The organism is Achromobacter sp. RT286_PF (assembly GCF_059760425.1).
Genome location: NZ_JCBAMR010000040.1, coordinates 17,642 through 37,438, shown reverse-complemented (window position 1 = coordinate 37,438; position 19,797 = coordinate 17,642). Strand labels below are relative to the sequence as shown.

Genomic DNA, 19,797 nt, shown 5'->3' with positions numbered 1-19,797 from the left:
CTCGATCAGCTCGATCAGCCAGCAACGGCCGGCGCACGGCGCGCCAGGCCGTCGAAGGCATCCAGCAACTGCTCGCGCCAGGCATACACCGGGTCGTCGGCCTCCAGCAGTTCCAGCGTGCTGGTGCAGCGCGCCCACATGAACATGCCAAAGACTGCGTAGTCGGCATACCCGTGCTGCTCGCCCGACAGAAAAGCTTGCCGGGCCAAGGTGTGACGCAAGGGCAGCAGCGCAGCGCGCAGCGCACCGATCTGCTCGTCGTAACCCGCCGGCAGGTCTTCCAGACGGCCAAAGCGCTTTTCGCGCGAGGCGCGGAAATAGTCCTTGTCTTTCTCGTGGATCAGCCCGTGGATGGCCGGCAGCAGCAAGCGCGCCAGCACGGGCACCAAGGTGGTGTCGGCCCAGGCGTTCGCAAACAGGCTGACCGCGCGCCCGCCCGCGCCGTTAAATAGCGAGGGCCGCTCGGGGAACGTGTCTTCCAGATAGCAGGCAATGCGCCACGAATCGCTGACCACGTGTTCGCCGTGCACCAGCACGGGCACCAGCTTCTGGCCGGAAAAATCGATGGCTTCCTTTTCCGTGAAACGCCAGGGCACGGTCTTGGCCGACAGGCCTTTGTGCGCCAGCGCCATGTGCGTTTTCCAGCAGTGCGGGCTGAAGCGCAGCGACTCGTCCGCGCCAGCCAGGTCATACAGGGTGATGTCCGGGGTCAAGATGCCGTGCTCCTTGCCGAGTGGGTCGAATGCAAACCGGCTGCCAGGATACTGCTTTGCGCCCGTGCGGGAAACGTCAAGGAAAAGCGCCAATGAAGAGCGCCAATGAAGAGTGCCAAAGAAAAGCGCCAAAGAAAAGCGCCAAAGAAAAGCGCCAATGAAAAGCGCCAATGAAAAGCGCCAATGAAAAGCGCCACGCGCCCAAGGGACGCGTGGCGCAGGCCGGACAATCCCCGGTCCAGCCTTGCCCTACTTTGGTTGCCCTACTTGGGCGCGCCTTTGCTCATGCTCATCACCCGCTGCTTGAGCTGCGGATTCTGTTGCACGGCTTGGCCGATCCCGTTGAATTCTTCCACCGTCAGACCGTCGGCGCGCACCAGTTGCACCATCTTGGCGTCGGCTTCTTGCACGACCTTCTGCTTGGCGTCATCGGTCTTGGCGGCGTCGACCTTCGGGCGGTATTCGTCAACCACGCCCGAGACCTTTTGCGATGCCGATGCGAAGCGCTGCAATTGCTGGTCGGTGGGTTGCGTGATGGCGGGGGCCATCTGCGGTTGCGCCGGCGGCTGGCTGGCGTTTTGCGCCATGGCCGCTGCACCGGACAGCGCCGTCGACAAGATGGCGGCGGATAGGAATGCGTATTTGGAACGCTGCATGAAACCTCCGTGTTCCGGTTAATGTCCGACCATGATGACGACCACAACCGCCATGGGACAAGTTTCGCGATGTGTTTTCCTGTGTCGGCAGGACACGATGGCGGGCAGCCTGTCAGGAGGGGGGCCGGGGGGGCGGTTCGGAAACGTTTTGCGTGGTTTCGTAGTCGCTGCTGGCCGCGATGTTTCCGCAGGTGTGCCGGTTTTCCGCCGAAGGCGGTGCTGGCGTCGCGGCGCGCGGTGCCGTCACATCAGCAGCATGGCCAGCATCACCAACACCAGCAACGCGATGTAGACGCGCGCATGCAGGCGGTCGGGCAGGCGCGGAATCAGCGGCGCCGCCAGGCGGATGCCCAGTAGCGCGCCCAGCGCCAGCACGGCGAAGGCCAGCAGGTCGACATAGCCGACGATCCAGGGCGCAAGCGGCGCGGGCAGATCGCGCGCCGCCGCCATGTAGGCCACGGTGCCGACAATGGCGACGGGTATCGTCAACGGGTTGGCCATGGCCGCCGCCTTGGCCATCGGCAGGCCGCGCCGACGCAGCAAGGGCACCGTCATCACGCTGCCGCCCACGCCCAGGAACGTGGCCACGATGCCGATCACCACGCCGCCGCCCATCACCACGCCTGGGCTCAACGGCACCGCGTCCGCCCCGTCGGCTTGCGCCAGGAACCCCTGGCGCAGCAGGCAGTCCAGAATCGTCACCGCCAGGTAGGCCACGAAGGCCCAGCGCACCAGCGTGCCGCTGGCGTGCGTGGCGGCCAACGCGCCCACCAATGCGCCCACCGCGATGTACCCCGCCAGAGGCCAGATATAGGCCCGCACAAGGTTGCCCGCGCGTTGCTGGCGGCGCGTGGCGGCGATGGCGTTGACGACCATGACGCAGGTTGAGGTGGCCACGGCAATGTGCATGGCCGACGCCCCGACGGCGTCGTCCGCGCCATGCGCGGCGGTCAACACGCCATACAACACCGGCACCACGACAAAGCCGCCGCCAAAGCCGAACAGCACGGTGGTGACGCCGCTGGCGCAGCCAAAGAAAGCCAGTATCAGGTAGAGCATCGGACGGGTCCAGGTTGGGAAGTCGTCACGATACGAAAGGCTGTGGTGGCCGGCTTTCGTGCTTTGGACAATAATGTTTGCGTTTCGGCCAAGCCGGTGCCGGGCAGCACATTTCCCGACCCGCACTTCAGCCCCGCACTTCAGCCCCCTCTCTTCCACCGCACGCTCCCACCCCACGCTCCCGCCATGCGCAATACGCACATCGACCGCTACGATCAGCTGGACCGCGCCGTGGTTGCCATCGGCAATGACTATCCGACCGGCCATATGCTGCCCGCGCATTCGCACCGGCGCGCGCAACTGCTGTACGGCGCGACCGGCGTGATGCAGGTGTCCACACGCGATGGCAACTGGGTGGTGCCGCCCCAGCGCGCGGTGTGGATTCCGGCAGGGGTGACGCATCAGGTGCGCATGCTGGAGGTCAGCACGCGTAGCGCGTATATCGAGCCAGATGCCGCGCGGGCAGGGCGCCAGGCCTGCGAGGTGATCGAGGTGTCTGCGCTGCTGCGGCAGCTGTTGCTGGAAGCGGTGGACATGCCCGCTGCGTATGCGTCAGACGGGCGTGATGGCGCGCTAGCAGCCTTGCTGCTGCATGAAATCGACCGTGCGCCGGTGTTGCCGCTGCACATTCCGCTGCCTCGCGACAAGAAGCTGGCGCCGCTGTGCCGCGCCTTTATCGCCGCGCCGGATGCGCGCACGCCGCCCGACGCATGGGCCGCGCGCCTGCACATGAGCCCGCGCACCTTCAGCCGCTATTTCCGCCGCCAAACGGGCATGACGTTTTCCGAATGGCGCCAACGCGCCTGCGTGGTGCTGGCGCTGGCAAGGCTGGCTGCGGGCGGGGCCGTCACCACCATTGCACTGGACTTCGGCTACCAAAGCCCTGCGGCGTTTTCAACGATGTTCCGGCGCGTGCTGGGCCAATCGCCCACGGACTACTTGCGCGGCCGGTAGCAGCCTGCGGCCTGCCCGTCACGCCGCGTACCAGAGCACCGCGAAGAAGTGGCACACGGTGCCCGCCAGCACGAATAGATGCCAGATGAAGTGACCGTAGCGCCAACGGTTGTCGAACACGAAGAACACGACGCCGCCGGTATACGCCAGACCGCCCGCCACCAACCAGCCCAGCCCGCCCGTGGGCACGCTTTCGATCAGCGGCTTGATGGCAATGACCACCAGCCAGCCCATCGCCAGGTACAGCCCGGTGGACAGCGCCGGCCGGTTCAAGCGTTTGCTGGCTTTCAGGCCCACGCCCAGCAAGGCCATGGACCAGACCAGGCCGAACAGCGTCCACCCCCACGGTCCGCGCAGCGCGCCCAGCGCAAACGGCGTGTACGTACCGGCGATCAGCAGGTAGATGGCCGAATGGTCCAGGACGTTGAAAATCTGCTTGGCGCGGCACAGCGGCAGCGCGTGATAGATGGTGGACGCCAGGTACAACAGGCACATCGACGCCGCGAACACCGCGGCCGCCGCGATGAAGGCCGCGTCGCCCTGGCGCACGGCGGCCACGATCAAAATGGGCGCCGCGGCCAGGGCGCCTAGCGCGCCGATCCCGTGGCTGATGGTGTTGGCGATTTCTTCGCCCAGGGTCTGGGGTCTGTCATTGGGAAACATGGTGCGTCTGGTGAATGCGTGATACGTGATGGGGGTTGCAAGGTCATCACCTTAAGCGCTTTGCGCGCCAGGCTCAACGCCACGGCGGCGTTCAGTCGGTCGCAAACCCGCACCGCTTTGATTTTCAACAATAGGCGCTGCCCCGCTCAGGACAAAAGGGTGGGAGCGCTGGTTACCCTGTGATACATTTCCTGCGGCTGTTTTACCGACACCTTTTGATTGAGTTCTACCGCCCGCAGAGGCGGCCACGTTCTTTTTTCTGGGCTCGCACCCGCGCTCGCGCAGTCGCGCAAGACGCAACGGATATCCTTACCGATCTGACCATCGCCGTCGCGCTGGTGGCCTGTGCGCCATGGCGACAGGTGGCCCCGGCTACGCCGGGAAGGTTCAAGCAGGTTTACTGGCCGAGGCCTACCAATGGCGCGCAGTTTTTCCAATCTGTTTTTCAAAGCCGCAAAGAAGATCAGCAAGCTACAGCGCACGGCGCTGCGCATGGCATCGCCCAAGCCCGCCAGAAAGCGCGCCACCACCCCACGCAAGACCGCTACCAAGACCGCTACCAAGACCGCGTCTTCCGCTGCCGCGACCCGTCAGCCCGCGACCCCATCGCTGGGCAACGGGCGCTGGGAAGGCACGCGTCAATTTTCCGACGGCAAGGGGCGGCAGCTGACGTTTGCGCGTTACACCCCGGCCGGGGCCGCGCCGGCAGGCATGCCGGTTGTGGTGATGCTGCACGGTTGCCGGCAGACCGCGCTGGCTTTCGCGCGCGGTACGCGCATGAACCAATGGGCGGACGCCGGCGGCTTCATGGTGCTGTACCCGCAGCAATCCATGACGCGTCAGGTGCAGCGTTGCTGGCGCTGGTTCCAACCCGATGACGCCCATGGCGGCGCCGAGGCAGACCTGATTGCGGCGTTGATCGAATCAGAAGTGGCGCGGCATGGGCTGGATGCCGAACGCGTGTATGTGGCCGGCCTGTCCGCGGGCGCCGGCATGGCGGCGCTGGTGGCGCTGCGGCACCCGTCGTTGATCGCTGCCGTGGCCATGCATTCCGGTCCGGTGGTGGGCGACGCCCATAGTGCTGCCGCCGGCATCAGCACCATGCGGCGCGGCTCGCTCAAGCCGTTGCCGTCGCTGGTGCGTGACGTGGCGGACCCCGCTGCGTTCGAACTGGGCATGCCCGCGCTGATCCTGCACGGCCAGCTGGACCCGGCGGTGGCCCCGCGCAACGCCAAGCAATTGTTCGAGCAGTTTCGCACCTTGAACCACCCGCGCCCCGAGGACATGCCCATCGAGCGTGTGCTGGGTTTAGGGTCCGAGAAGGCCTATCGCCGCGTGGACCTTACGCGGGGACGCAAGACGGTGCTGCGCCTGTGCGAGATCACGCGGCTGGAACACGCCTGGAGCGGCGGCGATCCGTCGGTGAAGTACCACGCCCGCAACGGCCCGGATGCGTCGGCGTTGGTGTGGCGGTTTTTTCAGGGACTGCGGCGCGTGGGTGCGGGCGAACCGGGGGCCGGGGCCTGAGCTGGCAGTGAGCGCGGACGCGGACTGGGACCCAGGCCAGCTCCCGACCCAGATCCGGACCCGACCCGGGACTTGGACCCGACCCAGAACGTGGACCCGACCCAGGACGTGGACCCGACCCAGGAAGTGGACCCGGCTACCGATTGTTCGCCGATTGGGAACGGATATGTCGACCCGGCGCGTCATGGCGATGGCTCGTCGCGGCGGTAACATCGCCGCATCCCCGGTTGGCGCTGCATTGACGCAGCCGCCGGCCAGGACCCAACTGGAACTTCTGCCATGACTCTTTCTGTTTACCAGGCCTCCGTGCCTGTCTTCATCCGCGGCATGACCGTGCTGGCCACGCTGCTTGAAAAAGCGGCCGCGCATGCCCAGGCCGCCGGCATCGACCCCGCTGAACTCGTCAACGCCCGCCTGGCGCCCGACATGTACCCGCTGTCCGGCCAGATCCAACGCGCCAGCGACGCCGCCAAATTCGCGGTGCAGCGCCTGTCGCAAGGTCAGGCGCCCAAGTTCGCCGACGAAGAAAAGACCCTGGAAGAGTTGCAGCAGCGCATCGCCAACACCATCGCCTACCTGCAAAGCGTGACGGCCGAACAGGTGGAAGGCGCCGAAGACCGGCAGATCGTCGTCAACTTTGGCGACTTCAAACCGGAATTTCGCGGCGATACCTACCTGCTGACCTTCGCGCTGCCCAACTTCTACTTCCACGTGACGACCGCTTACGACATCCTGCGCCACGCCGGCGTGAAGATCGGCAAGCTGGACTTCCTGGGTCCGTATTCGCAGTAAGCGGATGTTGACGTTGCCAGGAAGGGCGGGGCCGTCAGGCGGGTCAGTCGGCGTTGCCGCAGCCTGACATCTCGCCCATCTTGGCCATGTTCTGCTGGATTTCCTCGGGCGTGTAGTCGAACTGGTGCGTGGCGATCGACCAGCGGTGGCCGAACGGATCGATCACCTGGCCGTAGCGGTCGCCCCAGAACATGTCGGCCACCGGCATCGCCACGGTGGCGCCGGCATCCACCGCCTGTTTGAACGAGGCGTCCACGTCCTTGACGTACAGATGCAACGTTACCGGTGAGCCCTTCAGCGCCTTCGGGCCCAGGCTGCCCCACTGAGGAAAATCGTCCATCAGCATCAGCACCGAATCGCCGATACGGATGGCGGCGTGCATGACCTTGCCTTCCGGCCCGGGCATGCGCGCCAGTTCTTCCGCGCCGAAGGCTTTTTTGTAGAAGGCGATGGCGTCGGACGCGCCCTCGCAAACGATGTGCGCGGTCAGCGTGTGCATGCCGGCGGGAATGGGCGTGGTTGCGGGCGTAGCCATGATGCGTCTCCAAAATCGGTGTTGGGTTGGGGGGACAGGCCGTAGGCCCTGTCCCTGCCCATACGACGAACGGGCGGCGCCGATATCGACACGCCCCACGGTTTTTATTTTGCTACCAGCGTGCTGAATCCGCCCCAGCACATGCGTTTGAAATCGAACACGCCTTCGCAGCACGTGTTGGCCAGACGGGGGTCGGCCATCACCAGCGCGTTGATCCGGTCGCGTTCGGCCTTGCTGGCGTACACGATCCAGGCAAACACCACGGTTTCGTCGTCCTTGGCGCTGGCCGCTTCCCTGAACGACCGAAAGGTTTCGCTGGCCAGGTCATCGGCCACGCCTTCTCGGTAATCCAGCGCGCCGTGCTCCAGCCAGACCGCCTTGGCCTGGTCCGCCATCTGCTGGTAGGCCGGCACGTTCGCCTTGGGCACCGGCAGCAAAAAACCATCTATGTATTCCTGCATCGCACACTCCTCGGGTTGCTGTTGTTGTGTGGGATTCGGCATGCCCGCTGGTCACGCCGCGTCCACCCGGCACGAGCGGCCGGTAGACGCCACTTTATCGGGATCGCCGGCGCTTTCAGATAGGGGATTGCGACATTCTTGCGGGTGGATTGCGACAGCGCTCGGGCGTATGCTTACCGACATGAAAAACGTCGCTTTCCTGCTGCCGACGGGCACCAATATTGCGTCCCTGGAAACGGCGCGCCACGGCTTCCAGGTGGCCAACGCCTACCTGGTCGCGCAAGGCCGCGAACCGCAATTCCACGTGTGCACGCTGGCGTTGACGCGCGAGGTCAGCCTGGACGACGGGCGTATCAAGGTGCTGGCGGACCAGGTGCTGGCCGATGCGCCGCGTATCGATATCTGCATCGCGCCGCCCCTGCTGGGCGCGGTGCCCGATGTGGTGCTGTCCAACCGCGAGCTGATCGATTGGCTGGCAAGCCACCATCGCGCCGGTGGCGAAGTGGCCAGCCTGTGCATGGGAGCCGCCTTGCTGGCGGCGGGCGGCGTGCTGGACGGGCAGCAGGCGGTGGTGCATTGGGTGGCGCAAAATCTGTACGCCAGCCTGTTTCCCAACGTCCACTGGATCAGCGATCGCGTGGTGATGGCCGAAAACGGTGTCTATACCAGCGGCGGCGCGTTTTCCGCCGCGCATCTGGTGCTGCACCTGATCGAAAAATACACCGACCGCGATACCGCCATCTGGTGCGCCAAATACTTCCAGCTGGACTGGAGCCGCCAGAGCCAGCTGCCGTTCGCCGTGTTCATGGGCCAGAAGGCGCATGCCGACGAGGTCGTGCGCGCGGTGCAGAGCTACATCGAACGTTGCTACACCGAAAAGATCACCGTTGAATCCCTGGCCGAGCGCCACGCGATGGGACGGCGCACGCTGGAACGGCGCTTTCGCCAGGCGACGGGCAACAGCATCGTGCAGTACCTGCAACGCGTGCGGGTGGAAGCTGCCAAGAAGCGGCTGGAAACGTCGCGCAAAAGCGTGGCCGAAGTCATGTATGAAGTGGGCTACAACGACACGAAAGCGTTTCGCGACATCTTCAGCAAGCACTGCGGGATGTCGCCCGTCGGGTATCGGGACCGCTATCAATAGGACGTCGAAGAATTCGCTATGGCACTGGCAAAAGTGCTGGCCGAACTCCCCCCGAAAATAAGATTTCTACTACAGCTATTGGCGCGCCACCGGCCTATCCTTGACACGTCGCGGCCTGATCCCAGGCCAGGAGGGCGAGTCAAGATGAGCATCAGCGTGACGCCAGGCGATCCCCGCTACAAGACCTTGAAAAAGGGCTTCAACCTACGCTGGCCCGCGCGGCCCAGCCATGCGGCCACGCGCATCGAACTATGCGAAACCCCGGCCCAGGCGGCGACAGCGCTGGGCCGTATCGTTGCCGAGGGCAAGCGCCCCACGATACGCAGCGGCGGCCATTGCTACGAAGACTTTGTCTCCAACAATCCCGGCGGCGTCATCCTGGACCTCAGCCTGCTGGACCGCGTGCCGTCCTCGGATGGCCTGCTGCGTGTGGCGGCCGGTTCGCAAAACTGGAATGGCGATCAAGACCTCTACAAGCGTCACGGCGTGTCGCTACCCGGCGGGTCGTGCTACTCGGTTGGCGCGGGCGGCCATATCAGCGGCGGCGGGTATGGGCTGCTGTCGCGCCTGCAAGGGCTGGCCTGCGACTGGTTAAGCGCGGTCGATATCCTGACCGTGGACGCCCACGGCAATGTCGTGCCACGCACCGCCAGCGCCACCCAAGATGCCGACCTGTTCCGCGCATGCCGGGGCGGTGGTGGCGGCAATTTCGGCGTGATCACCAGCTATGGTTTTGCCGCCTTGCCCCGCGCCCCGCGCGAAGTGGCCATCGCCACCGTCGCATTCGACTGGGCGGGCATGACGCCCGGGCGCTTTGCGCAGTTGCTGGATATCTACGGCAGCTACTGGAACACGCGCGGCCGCGACGCCGATACCTGGGGCATGTTCTCGCTGCTGAAACTGACGCATCGCTCCGCCGGGCAGATTGTCATGATCGTGCAGTTCTGCAACCCCGACGGCACCTGCCAGGACCTGACCGTGCTGCAAGATTTCCTGGATCGCTTTCGCCCTTGCGCACCGGTGGCCGCGCGCGCCACCACGCCCGGCTTGCCACGTCCGCGCGCGGGCGGCGACCTGCTTTGCAGCGAACCGCATACGGTCATTCGCCATGACTGGCTGGTGGCCACGCAAACGCTTAACGGCTCGGGGCCGAATCAGCGCGGCAAATACAAATCCGCCTACATGAAGCGCAATTTCACGGCGCACGAAGCCGCGCGTATCCATGCCCACCTGACGCGCGACGTCCCCGGCGCCGACCTGCGCCAATCGCTGTTGCAGGTGGATTCGTACGGGGGCGCCGTCAACCAGCCGGATCGCCTGCGCGACACCGCCGTGCACCAGCGGGCGTCGATCATGAAGCTGCAATACCAAACGTACTGGACGCACGCCGACCACGACGCCCTGCACGTACGCTGGATGGCGGATTTCTATCGCGACGTATATGCCGACCCGGCAGCCCGGCCCGACCACGCCGGCACCCCGTTTCCCGGCGACCGCTACGAAGGGTGCTACATCAACTACCCCGACAGCGACATGCTGGCGTACCCCTTCTGGCCACGGTTGTACTACGGCGACGGCGGGCTTTATCCTTTCCTGCAAGAGGTCAAGCGCCGCTACGATCCCAACAACGTTTTTCACCACGCGATGTCGGTGCGCCCGTCATGACGCGCCGCCCGCCTTGCCGGACTTCGCCATGAATTCCCTATCCAGCGCACCCCGCCGATCCTTCATCCAGTTCGCCGGAAGCTTGTCCGCAGCCGGCGCGGCAGGCCCCTGGCTGTCGGCCATGGGCGCCGCCACCGCGCGCGCCGACCCCCGCTACGCCTATGTGGGCACCTATACCCGCGATGCGCCCGGGGGCACGGCCGGCGGGCCGCCATCGCGCGGCATACACGCCTATGCCCTGCGTCCGCAGGGCGGCTGGCATCTGATCCAGGTGATGGAAAGCGACAACCCGTCGTACTTGGCCGTGCACCCCACGCAGCGCTTTCTCTACGCCATCAACGAGATCGATCAATGGGAAGGCCTGGCCCGAGGCACCGCCGAATCCTATGCGATCGACCCGGCTGACGGCAGCCTGCGCTTCCTGAACCGGCAGCCCCTGTCGCTATCCAGCACCGCGCCCGCGTTCCTTGCCGTATCGCCAGACGGCCGCTACCTGGTCACGGCGCAATACGGGGGCGGCACGTACAACGTGTTGCCCATCCAGGCCGACGGCGCGTTGGGTGAAGTGTCGGGCATCGTCAAGGAAACCGGCTCGGGGCCGCGCCCCGAACAGCAATCCGCGCATCCGCACATGGTGCTGTTCGACTCCACCGGCCAGCGCGTCCTGGCCACCGATCTGGGCAGCGATCGCATCAATCTGTTCACGTTCAAGGATGGCAATCTGTCGCTGTCCGAGCGCACGACGCTGCCCGCGGGCGGCGGGCCACGCCATCTTGCGCTGCACCCCGATGGCGCGCTGTTATACGTCTTGAACGAACTTGACGCCTCAATCGCGTGCTTCGGCTACGACGCCCACGCCGGCCGGGTGCTGGCGCAGCGCCACCTGGTCCCCGCCACACCGCCCGGATTCACCGGCGCGGGCAACGCGGCGGCGTTGCTTGTCCACCCGTCCGGCCGCTTCTTGTACGCCTCTACCCGCCGCGTCGACAACGACCACGCGCAAGCCGACAGCATCGCCGTCTTCGCCGTTGCCAAGGATGGCGCATTACGCCGCGTACAAACCTGGGCCGAAGGGCTGCGCTTCCCCCGCGCACTTACCCTGGCGCCAGACGGCGGCAGCCTGTACGCGCTGAACCAAAAGGGCGACTCCATCCTGCGCCTGCGCATCGATGCGGCAACAGGGCAGCTAAGCGACATGGAAGTGGCAGCGCAGACGCCAACACCGGTATGCCTGGTGTTTGCATAGGCGGGGCAACCGCGGGCGATCTTGATAGCCGGCGCAACAGGCCACTTTGAAGCCCCTTTGAAGCCACTCGGGCACCCACTCGGAAACCACTCGGAAACCCCTCGGAAACCCCTCGGGAACCCCTCGGGAACCCCCTCGGGAACCCCTCGGCCAGCCCGCCGTCGAACCTTGCATGACCGTTAATCCTGTATTGCGCTTCCTCTGGCGCCTCGTCATCCTGGGCTTATTTGTCTGGCTTGCTGCGTGGGCGTGGCCCCGCCTGCCCGACGCCGCACGCGCACCGTGGCATATGGCGCGGCTGGCCTGGCAACAAGCCCCGTCATCCTTGCCCGTACCGGTACAGGGCGTGTCCGCCAGACGCTTGACCGACACTTGGGGCGCGGCCCGGTCCGGCGGCCGCCAACACGAAGGCATCGACATCTTTGCCGCGCGCGGCACGCCTGTGCTGTCCACCACGGAAGGCGTGGTCATGCAGGTTGGCACGAACAACCTGGGCGGCCAGGTCGTGTGGGTGCTCGGGCCCGGACGCCAGCGCCATTACTACGCGCACCTGGATGGCTACGCCGATATTGAACGGGGGCAGCTGGTGGCCCCCGGAGACGTGCTGGGCTACGTCGGCAACACCGGCAACGCGCGAGGCACGCCGCCGCATTTGCATTACGGCATCTACGACGGCGGCGCGATCAACCCCTATACGCTGTTGGTGACGCCGGCAACGCCGCCCTGACGCTTTGCGCAAGCACCTGCGCCGTCGCGGCTGACAACGTCCACCCCAGGTGTCCGTGCCCCGTGTTGTAGAACACGCCCGGGCGTTTGCCCGGCCCCACGCGCGGCATCATGTTGGGGGTCATGGGGCGCAGGCCGCACCACGGCACGACGCGCGTGGTGTTGATGTTGGGGAAGTGTTTACGCGTCCAGTCGATCAGCGGCTGCACGCGTTCGGCACGAATGTCCATGTTGAAGCCGTTGAATTCCGCCGTACCCGCCACGCGAAAGCGGTCGCCCAGGCGGCTGGTGACGATCTTCGCGGCTTCGTCCAGCAGGCTGACGCGGGGCGCGGCGCCCTGGCTGTCGGCGTCGTCCAGGTGCACGCTGATCGAATAGCCCTTGACCGGATAGATGTTGATGGAATCTCCCAGCAGGCGGGCGAACTTTCTGCTGGCCGCGCCCGCGCATACGACGATGGCGTCCGCTTCGTGCCGTTCGCGCTGGGTGCCGCCGTCGCGGCGGATGTCCAGCACGTAAGGGCGGTCGTGGCGTTGGATGTTGTCGATGTCGGCATCGTGCACGAACGTGACGCCACGGCGTTCGCATGCCTGGGCCAGACCGCGCGTGAACTTGTGGATGTCGCCGGTGGCGTCCGATGGTGTGTAGAAACCGCCGTGGCATCCGGTTTGCATGGCGGGTTCGATGGCGCGCGCTTCGTCGGCGGTGACTGCGTAGCGGTCCAGGCCGCCGGCTTGCAGCAGCGCGTTGGAGCGATGCGCGGCCTTGAAGCTGTTGGCGTCGTGGTAGATGTGCAGGATGCCCCGGCGCTCCAGGTCGAAGTCGATGCCTTCCGCCTCGGCCATGTCGAACAGATGCCGGCGCGCTTCGATGGCCATGCGCGTGGTGGCGATGGTGTTGTCGCGGTAGTTGGGAATTTGCGCCATGAACTGCGCCAGCCACGAATACTTGTGCCAGCTGAAGCGGGGGTTCAGCAACAGCGGCGCGTTTTTGCGCAGCATCCAGCGTAGCCCTTTGATGATCGTGGCCGTGCTGTTCCAGACTTCGGCGTTGCTGGCGGATAGCTGGCCGCCGTTGGCATAGGACGTTTCCATGGCGGGATAGCGTTGGCGGTCGTAGACGGTGACCGCGTATCCCAGGTTCGACAGGGCATAGGCGGACGTGACGCCGGTGATACCGGCGCCAATGATGGCGATGCGGGGCATGGTGGCTCCAGACAGGGTGGCCGCGACCAATGTGGACGCGGCACCCCATCTGTCTTTGGTACCTGAGAGTTTCACCCGCGCGGGCGGCGGGTTCCCCTTCGGTGGGCGCGCACGGCGCCTCTCTCCAGATTGTCTATACGCGCGCAGTCCTGTTGCCTGAGAGTTTCCGGGGCGGTTGCTCCGTCGGCGCCGGCCGCCAGGGCCGGTCTCTTCTGCGCGGTTTTGAATCGACGGGGTAGAGAATAGCTAAGTTCATGTCGCATTTGCTTCAGGGTTAGTACTATGTCGCGTGCGCCGTTGGGCCGGCGTGAACCGAATAGGACGATAGGAATGAGTTTTCGCGCCGCGCGACGCACTGTTTTGCAAACGCTGGCCGTGATGGCCAGCGGCGCCCTGGTTTCGTTGGCGTCGGCCGAGCCGGTGGCCCCCGGCGCCGGCATCGACGACGCCGTGCATGCGGTAATGCGCGAGTACGACGTGGCGGGCCTGGCCATCGCCGTCACGCGCGAAGGGCGGCATGAATTTCGCAGCTATGGCGTGGCCTCGCTGCAAACGCACGCGCCCGTCAGCCGCGACACGCTGTTTGAGCTGGGCTCGATCAGCAAGACCTTTACCGCGACGCTGGCGACCTACGCCCAGGCGCTGGGCAAGCTGTCGCTGACCGACAGCCCGGCGCGCTTCGTGCCTGCCTTGCAAGGCACGGAATTTGGCAAGCTGACCCTGATCCACCTGGGCACGCACACGGGCGGCGGCTTCCCGCTGCAAGTGCCGGACACGGTGCGCGACGATGCCCAACTGATGGCCTACCTGTCGGCGTGGACGCCGCGCTACGCACCGGGCACCTACCGCACGTATGCCAACCCCAGCATTGGCATGCTGGGCGTGGTGGCGGCCAAGAGCCTGGGCCAGCCCTATGCGCAGGCCATGGAGAAGACGCTGTTGCCCAAACTGGGCCTGACCAACACCTATATCCACGTGCCCGCCGCCAAGATGGGCGACTACGCGCAGGGCTACAACAAACAGAACGCGCCGGTGCGTGTGAACCCGGGCGTGCTGGCCGACGAAGCCTACGGCGTCAAGACCAGCGCCAGCGACCTGATCCGCTTCGTGGACGCGAACATGGGCGTGGCGTCAGCGCCCGCGGAATTCGGCGCCAAGGCCGCCCGCGATGCGAAGGTCGCCAAGGCCGTCGTCAACGACGCCGTGCTATCCAAGGCCTTGGCCGATACGCATGTGGGCTACTACGACGTGGGTGGAATGACGCAGGACCTGGCCTGGGAACAACTGGCGTATCCGGTGACGCTCAAGGCGCTGTTGGCGGCCAATGCCGGCACGTTGAACAGCCAGAGCCACCCGGCCAAGGCCCTGACCCCGCCGCAGCCCCCGCGTGCCGATGTGTGGATCAACAAGACGGGTTCCACCAACGGCTTTGGCGCCTACGTGGCGTTTGTGCCGGCCAGGAAAATCGGCGTGGTGATCCTGGCGAATCGGAACATTCCGAACGACGCCCGCGTGCGGCTGGCGTATCGCATTCTTGAAGGGGAAACGGCGGCGGAAGCAAGAACGGATACGGGAACGGGAACGGATTCGGGATCGGCCCCGGAAACGCAATCCGAAGCCCGCGCGCAAGCGAACTGAAACAGGCAGAAGACAGTGGCAGGCGGAAGGCCGTCGCCGGCCCCTGTCAGCCGTCAAGCTTCCGTGCCCGCCGCCGTGTGGGCTCCATCAAAACGCGGCAATAGCCCCATGACCTCCAGCCTTTTGCACAGCTGTCCCAGGCGCTGCATCTTGTAGGCGTCCACATCCAGGTCGGCGTAGTCGTAGAAGCCCTTGCCATCGCGCAAGCCGTTGCGGCCTTGCTCCATGTTTTTGGCGATGACGTCGGGCGATGCAAAGCGTGGGCCGATCTGGGCTTCAAGGTAGCGCGATGCGTAGTACAGGATGTCGCCGCCGCCCCAGTCGATGAACTCCAACAGGCCCAGCACCGAAAACCGCAAGCCGAATCCCAGGCGCACGGCGGTGTCGATATCTTCGGCGCTGGCCACGCCTTCCTCGACCATGCGCGCGGCCTCGTTCATGGCCAGGGCCTGGATGCGTGGCACGATGTAGCCCGCCGTGGGCGCGCATTGCACGGGCGTCTTGCCGGTTTGGCGCAGCACGGCCAGCAACGCTTGCAGGGCGGCGTCGGCGGTGCGCGGCCCGGCGCTGACTTCGACTAGCGGAATCAGATAGGCGGGGTTGAGCCAGTGCGCGTTCAAAAAACGCTCGGGGCCTGGCATCAATTCGGCCAGCTCGGTCACCAGGAACGTGGACGTGGTTGACGCAATCACGGTGTCCGGCGCGCACACGCGGCCCAGCCAGGCGAAGGTGTCGCGCTTGGCGTCCAGGCGTTCCGGCACGGCTTCGAAGATGATGCGCGCGCGTTGCAGGTCGGCCACGGCGTCGTCGCGGCCGCACAGGCGCACGCGCTGCATGGCGGTGTCGGCCTGCTGGTCATCCAGCAGGCCAAGCCGGCTTAGCGTGCCCAATTCGCGCCGCAGGTTCGCCAGCACGCGCGCGTGGTGATCGGCTTGTTCCGCCTGAGTCCTGGGCTTGATGTCGACCAGTGTCACGGCGCGTCCCGCGTGGATGTACGACAGCGTGATGCCTTCCCCCATGCGCCCGGCGCCGATCACGCAGATTCTGTCTTCCATGGTCAGCATCCTTGTTTCAGCAATTCAGCCATGCCGGCGCGCGACAGGCGGTCCAGGCCGAGACTTTCCAGCGTGCGGCCCTCGGCGTAAAGATCGCGGCCGGTGATGGCGCCGGCAATGCTTAGCAAGCCTTGCGCCACCGGCGTCGGCACGCCCGCCCAGCGCCCCGTGGACACCAGCAAGGACAGGCCCAGCCGCGTGTCCTCAAGCATGTAGCGGTGCGTGTGCAGGTCGATGGCTTCACGCCAGTCGCCACTGTCGGTCAGCTTGCCGTGCGCGCCACGGCCGTACATCCATTCATCGCCTTCCGTGGCGTAGTGGTCGGCCAGCGGAAAGTGCGGCGCGGCATAGCCCAGCGCCTCGCGGATGGCGATGCGTTCGGCGTCCAGCGCGTCGGTAACGCGGCGGATTGATGGCTGGGTGCCTTCGTTGTGGATGTCCCACTTATCGAAATGCTCCAGGGGGCCCGCGTTCATCATGATGAGCGGCGGATGGATGATGGGGCCGGCGTTCATCAAGGCGCCCGCCAATCCGTCTTCGATGGGCTCGATGCTGGGGTAGACCTGGCCCAGCAACGCCAGCGCGTCGTCGGTCAGCCGGCTGGGGAACACGCCGGTGGGCAAGCGCGTGGCGTAGCCGCTGATGACGACCGTGTTGCCGTGTTTGCGCGCCAGGTAGGGCAGGGTGCCCGTCTCGGCAAAGGCCACGCGGGCGGGATTGCCGGCGTCCCGCTGCGCGCGCGCAAACAGGTAGCTGCCAAAGGTGCCGGGCGGCAGGAACACCACCTGCCCGTCCTGCAACAGCGGGGCCAGCATGGGCGCCAGCGCATCGTGCGTGGTCGAGGGCAGGGGGATGACGACCACCCGCGCGTCAGTCAGCGCGGCCTTCAGCGAGCCTTGCAGCGCCAGGTGGCCGGGACCCTGGCCCAACGGAACCTGGCGCGTGCCGCGATAGTCGGTGACAGTCAGCGCGCCAGCCTGTCGCAAACCGTCGAACGCGGCGTCGTCGCGGCGCCACCAGCACACCTCGTGTCCGTTTTCGGCAAGTTCGGCCGCGGCCGCGTAGCAGCCGTGGCCGCCGCCAATTACGCTGATTCGCATGATCAAGCTCCTTCTTTGAAGGCTTGATCCTAGCGGCGGCGTGGCGCCTGGGCTGCGCCAAACGCGCAAGCGCCGTTCCGATCCGGCAAGGGATTTGGGCAGCGCAGGCAGCGTGTCGCGGCCGCGCGGGCAGGGGACACCAGTGGCTGCTGGGGAGTGTGACGGCGCGTTAAGGGCGAGGCCGACGCAGCGTGTCCGACGGCAGGCAGCCGTAGCGCTTGCGGTAATGCGTGGCGAAATGGCCGAAGCTGCTGACGCCGTGGCGCAGCAGGATATCGGTCACGCTGTCGCCGCCGCGCGCCTGTTCCAGCGCGGCGTGCACCAGGGCCAGGCGGTGGTTGCGCACGTAGTCGCTGGGGCTTTGCTTGAGAAACTGCGTGAAGCCGTTTTGCAGCGTTCGCACCGACACGCCGCAGTGCGCCGCCAGGTCCGCCAATGAAATCGCTTCGTCGACATGGCTTTCGATGTAGTCGCGCGCGGCGCGCACATGCTGAGGCAGGGGCTGGCGGTGGTCGGCGCGCAACGCGTCGGAATAGTTGTGCGGCAGTTGGGTCAGCAGCAGCGCCAGCAGGTAGTCGGAAAAGCCGGCCGCAAGCGTCTGCGTGACGCCGTCAATGGCGGGGTGCTGATAAAGGCGGCATAGGTAGTCCAGTGTTTCGCGCACGGCGGCAAGGCCGGGGGAATCGGGCGGCGCTTCCAGGTCGAACACCAGCGCGTGCTTGATGGGGCGGTCCAGCAGGCGTTGCAATTGATGTTCCAGCGCTTGCCGCTCGACACGCAGGATCAGGTTGCGGCAGTCGCGGCCGATGCTGATCACGCTGGGTTCGGACGGCGACGAAATGGTGAGGCTGCCCGCTTGCATGGACGCACTGCGCTTGCCCAGCGTGACCAGGCCCGAGCCTTGCAGCGTGATGCGGATCAGGTAGTAGCTGGAGATGTCGCCCGCGTCGATTTCGACTTCGGCGCCGTAGTGCAGGTCAAATAGCGCCGCGTTGCCGAAGAACACGCCATACAGCCGCGATTGCAAGGGTTTGCCCTGAGCCACGCACATGCGGTGCGACCAGAGGTGCTGGCTGACCTGGTCCTTGACCTCGGCGGCGTTGCCCGAGTCCAGCAAGCAATGGCGGTTCAGCGGATAGGTGTCGTTGAACATGCTTTCCTGCGCGGTGGGAATAGTCGTTGCGCGCGGCGTATAGAGTCCCGCTGCGCAAAGACCTACAAACGATGGACAAGACTAAGGAAAACAAGGGAAAAACATGACTGACGCGACGCTGCCGCCACTGACGAAACGAAGCTACGCCTACGAGTGGTACGTCGTCGTGATATGCATGCTAGCGTACATATTTTCCTTCGTCGACAGACAGATCCTGGCGCTGATGATCGAACCCATCAAGCACGATCTGCAACTGTCCGACACGCAGTTCAGCCTGCTGCACGGCTTGGCGTTCTCGCTGTTCTACGCCGTCATGGGCATCCCCATCGCCTTGTTGGCCGACCGCTATTCGCGCCCGAAAATCATTGCCATCGGCGTGGCCTTCTGGAGCCTGGCCACTGCCGCCTGTGGCCTGTCGCGCAGCTTTGCGCACATGTTCCTGGCGCGCATCGGGGTGGGCGTGGGCGAGGCCGCCTTGTCACCCGCCACGTATTCCATGCTTAGCGATATGTTTCCGCGCGACAAGCTGGGCCGCGCCGTCGGCATCTATTCGATCGGCTCGTTCATTGGTGGCGGCATGGCGTTTTTGATCGGCGGCTATGTCATCAACCTGCTTAAAAGCGTGGACAGCGTGGTGGTGCCGTGGGTCGGCGCAATGCGGCCGTGGCAGGTCACGTTTTTCATCGTGGGCCTGCCGGGCCTGCTGGTGGCGCTGCTTATCCTGCTGACGGTGCGCGATCCGCAGCGCCTGGGCTTGCGCCGTAGCGCAGACGGCCACGCGCACAAGCCCACGGTGGGCGACACGTTCCGTTTCCTGGGCCGCCATCGCCGCACGTTCTTTTGCCACTACCTGGGCTTTTCGTTCTATGCCATGGTGCTGTTTGCCTTGTTGGGCTGGACGCCCGCCTTCTACATGCGCAAGTTCGGCATGTCGCCGGTGGATGTGGGGTACATGCTGGGTGTGGTGGTGCTGGTGGCCAATACGGCGGGCGTTTTTTGCGGCGGCTGGCTGATGGACGCGCTGGCCAAGCGCGGCTATCGCGATGCGCCGCTGCGGGCGGGCGTGATCGGGGCGGTCGGCATGGCGCTGCCCGCCGTGGCGTTCACGCAGGTGGACAGCTTGGCGGTGTCGGTGGGGCTGTTGCTGCCCGCGATGTTCTTTGCGTCCTTTCCCATGCCGACGTCCACGGCGGCCATGCAGATATTGCCGCCCAACCAGATCCGCGCGCAGGTGTCGGCGCTGTTCCTGTTGATCTCCAATTTGATCGGCCTGGGGCTGGGGACGACGGCGGTGGCTTTGTTGACCGATCGTCTGTTCAAGAATCCGGCGGCGGTCGGGCAGTCCTTATCGCTGCTGATTGGCGTGGCCACGGTGCTGTGCGTGTTGCTGCTGGCGGCGGGTTGCGCCAGCTATCGGCGCAGCCTGGGGCAAGAGGAAGGGCGCGCGGAAAACGGGGTCGGAACTGTGCTGTCGCCCCGGCCCCGTTAAAACTGTTTCAAGGGAT

At 65.6% G+C, this 19,797-nt stretch carries 19 protein-coding genes, 1 pseudogene and 2 riboswitches; of the genes and pseudogenes, 10 read left to right on the top strand and 10 right to left on the bottom strand.

Going from position 1 to position 19,797, the window contains the following annotated elements; all coding sequences use genetic code 11:
* Positions 1 to 14: 14 nt before the first annotated feature.
* The 3 genes from AC6LJY_RS23640 to AC6LJY_RS23630 all read right to left on the bottom strand — a co-directional run bounded on the left by AC6LJY_RS23640 (position 15) and on the right by AC6LJY_RS23630 (position 2,428).
* A complete protein-coding gene (locus tag AC6LJY_RS23640; RefSeq protein ID WP_120157542.1) occupies positions 15 to 713 on the bottom strand; it encodes a glutathione S-transferase family protein in 699 nt (232 codons plus the stop codon).
* Positions 714 to 976: 263 nt separating this feature from the next.
* Positions 977 to 1,369: a DUF4168 domain-containing protein gene (locus AC6LJY_RS23635; protein WP_046805387.1), complete on the bottom strand. Its 393-nt coding sequence runs from the start codon at positions 1,367 to 1,369 to the stop codon at positions 977 to 979.
* A 243-nt stretch (positions 1,370 to 1,612) separates the two neighbouring features.
* On the bottom strand, positions 1,613 to 2,428 hold the full coding sequence (locus tag AC6LJY_RS23630) for a sulfite exporter TauE/SafE family protein (RefSeq protein ID WP_498136890.1): 816 nt from the start codon (positions 2,426 to 2,428) through the stop codon (positions 1,613 to 1,615).
* Positions 2,429 to 2,614: 186 nt separating this feature from the next.
* Between AC6LJY_RS23630 and AC6LJY_RS23625 the strand changes: the two genes are divergently transcribed.
* On the top strand, positions 2,615 to 3,382 hold the full coding sequence (locus AC6LJY_RS23625) for an AraC family transcriptional regulator (protein ID WP_498136889.1): 768 nt from the start codon (positions 2,615 to 2,617) through the stop codon (positions 3,380 to 3,382).
* 18 nt (positions 3,383 to 3,400) lie between these two features.
* Here the strand turns inward: AC6LJY_RS23625 and trhA are convergent, their stop codons facing one another.
* A complete protein-coding gene (gene trhA / locus AC6LJY_RS23620) occupies positions 3,401 to 4,045 on the bottom strand; it encodes a PAQR family membrane homeostasis protein TrhA (protein ID WP_314359733.1) in 645 nt (214 codons plus the stop codon).
* Positions 4,046 to 4,462: 417 nt separating this feature from the next.
* Between trhA and AC6LJY_RS23615 the strand changes: the two genes are divergently transcribed.
* From AC6LJY_RS23615 to AC6LJY_RS23605, 3 genes are all read left to right on the top strand, one after another.
* Positions 4,463 to 5,572, top strand: coding sequence for an extracellular catalytic domain type 1 short-chain-length polyhydroxyalkanoate depolymerase (locus AC6LJY_RS23615; RefSeq protein ID WP_498136888.1), 1,110 nt, complete (start codon positions 4,463 to 4,465; stop codon positions 5,570 to 5,572).
* Positions 5,573 to 5,644: 72 nt separating this feature from the next.
* Positions 5,645 to 5,782: a hypothetical protein gene (locus AC6LJY_RS23610; RefSeq protein ID WP_498136887.1), complete on the top strand. Its 138-nt coding sequence runs from the start codon at positions 5,645 to 5,647 to the stop codon at positions 5,780 to 5,782.
* 69 nt (positions 5,783 to 5,851) lie between these two features.
* Entirely contained in the window at positions 5,852 to 6,364 is a 513-nt protein-coding gene (locus AC6LJY_RS23605; protein WP_314359731.1) for a DUF1993 domain-containing protein, read from the top strand.
* Positions 6,365 to 6,407: 43 nt separating this feature from the next.
* On the opposite strand, the gene AC6LJY_RS23600 is transcribed toward AC6LJY_RS23605, so the two are convergent.
* The gene (locus AC6LJY_RS23600; RefSeq protein ID WP_046805381.1) at positions 6,408 to 6,899 is read right to left on the bottom strand and encodes a VOC family protein; all 492 of its coding nucleotides are present in this window, start codon (positions 6,897 to 6,899) and stop codon (positions 6,408 to 6,410) included.
* A gap of 104 nt (positions 6,900 to 7,003) precedes the next feature.
* Complete coding sequence (locus AC6LJY_RS23595; protein ID WP_046805380.1) at positions 7,004 to 7,360, bottom strand: DUF1428 domain-containing protein; 357 nt, start codon at positions 7,358 to 7,360, stop codon at positions 7,004 to 7,006.
* 169 nt (positions 7,361 to 7,529) lie between these two features.
* Here AC6LJY_RS23595 and AC6LJY_RS23590 point away from each other — a divergent pair, with 169 nt between their 5' ends.
* From AC6LJY_RS23590 to AC6LJY_RS23575, 4 genes are all read left to right on the top strand, one after another.
* Positions 7,530 to 8,504, top strand: coding sequence for a GlxA family transcriptional regulator (locus AC6LJY_RS23590; protein ID WP_219990525.1), 975 nt, complete (start codon positions 7,530 to 7,532; stop codon positions 8,502 to 8,504).
* 144 nt (positions 8,505 to 8,648) lie between these two features.
* Positions 8,649 to 10,169 (top strand): FAD-binding protein, encoded by a 1,521-nt coding sequence (locus AC6LJY_RS23585; protein ID WP_498136886.1) that lies wholly within the window; start codon positions 8,649 to 8,651, stop codon positions 10,167 to 10,169.
* Between the two features lie 28 nt (positions 10,170 to 10,197).
* Complete coding sequence (locus tag AC6LJY_RS23580; RefSeq protein WP_498136885.1) at positions 10,198 to 11,415, top strand: lactonase family protein; 1,218 nt, start codon at positions 10,198 to 10,200, stop codon at positions 11,413 to 11,415.
* Positions 11,416 to 11,587: 172 nt separating this feature from the next.
* The gene (locus AC6LJY_RS23575) at positions 11,588 to 12,142 is read left to right on the top strand and encodes a peptidoglycan DD-metalloendopeptidase family protein (protein WP_314359728.1); all 555 of its coding nucleotides are present in this window, start codon (positions 11,588 to 11,590) and stop codon (positions 12,140 to 12,142) included.
* Here the strand turns inward: AC6LJY_RS23575 and AC6LJY_RS23570 are convergent.
* Positions 12,099 to 13,346 carry a D-amino acid dehydrogenase gene (locus AC6LJY_RS23570; RefSeq protein WP_498136884.1) on the bottom strand — a complete coding sequence of 416 codons (1,248 nt, stop codon included), beginning with the start codon at positions 13,344 to 13,346 and terminating at the stop codon, positions 12,099 to 12,101. The genes AC6LJY_RS23575 and AC6LJY_RS23570 overlap by 44 nt on opposite strands.
* A 39-nt stretch (positions 13,347 to 13,385) precedes the next feature.
* Positions 13,386 to 13,480: riboswitch (glycine riboswitch) on the bottom strand.
* Positions 13,481 to 13,571, bottom strand: a riboswitch (glycine riboswitch).
* 153 nt (positions 13,572 to 13,724) lie between these two features.
* Here AC6LJY_RS23570 and ampC point away from each other — a divergent pair.
* Positions 13,725 to 14,885: pseudogene (ampC, locus tag AC6LJY_RS23565) on the top strand (class C beta-lactamase); the annotation flags it as partial.
* A gap of 152 nt (positions 14,886 to 15,037) precedes the next feature.
* Here the strand turns inward: ampC and AC6LJY_RS23560 are convergent.
* From AC6LJY_RS23560 to AC6LJY_RS23550, 3 genes are all read right to left on the bottom strand, one after another.
* Positions 15,038 to 16,048, bottom strand: a complete 1,011-nt coding sequence (locus AC6LJY_RS23560; protein WP_498136883.1) for a 3-hydroxybutyryl-CoA dehydrogenase — start codon at positions 16,046 to 16,048, stop codon at positions 15,038 to 15,040.
* Complete coding sequence (locus tag AC6LJY_RS23555; RefSeq protein WP_498136882.1) at positions 16,042 to 17,139, bottom strand: NAD/NADP octopine/nopaline dehydrogenase family protein; 1,098 nt, start codon at positions 17,137 to 17,139, stop codon at positions 16,042 to 16,044. Before AC6LJY_RS23555 ends, AC6LJY_RS23560 begins: the two co-directional genes overlap by 7 nt.
* Before the next feature lie 169 nt (positions 17,140 to 17,308).
* The gene (locus AC6LJY_RS23550) at positions 17,309 to 18,292 is read right to left on the bottom strand and encodes an AraC-like ligand-binding domain-containing protein (RefSeq protein WP_046805372.1); all 984 of its coding nucleotides are present in this window, start codon (positions 18,290 to 18,292) and stop codon (positions 17,309 to 17,311) included.
* A gap of 103 nt (positions 18,293 to 18,395) precedes the next feature.
* Here AC6LJY_RS23550 and AC6LJY_RS23545 point away from each other — a divergent pair, with 103 nt between their 5' ends.
* Positions 18,396 to 19,781 (top strand): spinster family MFS transporter, encoded by a 1,386-nt coding sequence (locus tag AC6LJY_RS23545; RefSeq protein WP_485857018.1) that lies wholly within the window; start codon positions 18,396 to 18,398, stop codon positions 19,779 to 19,781.
* The last annotated feature ends 16 nt before the right edge of the window (positions 19,782 to 19,797 follow it).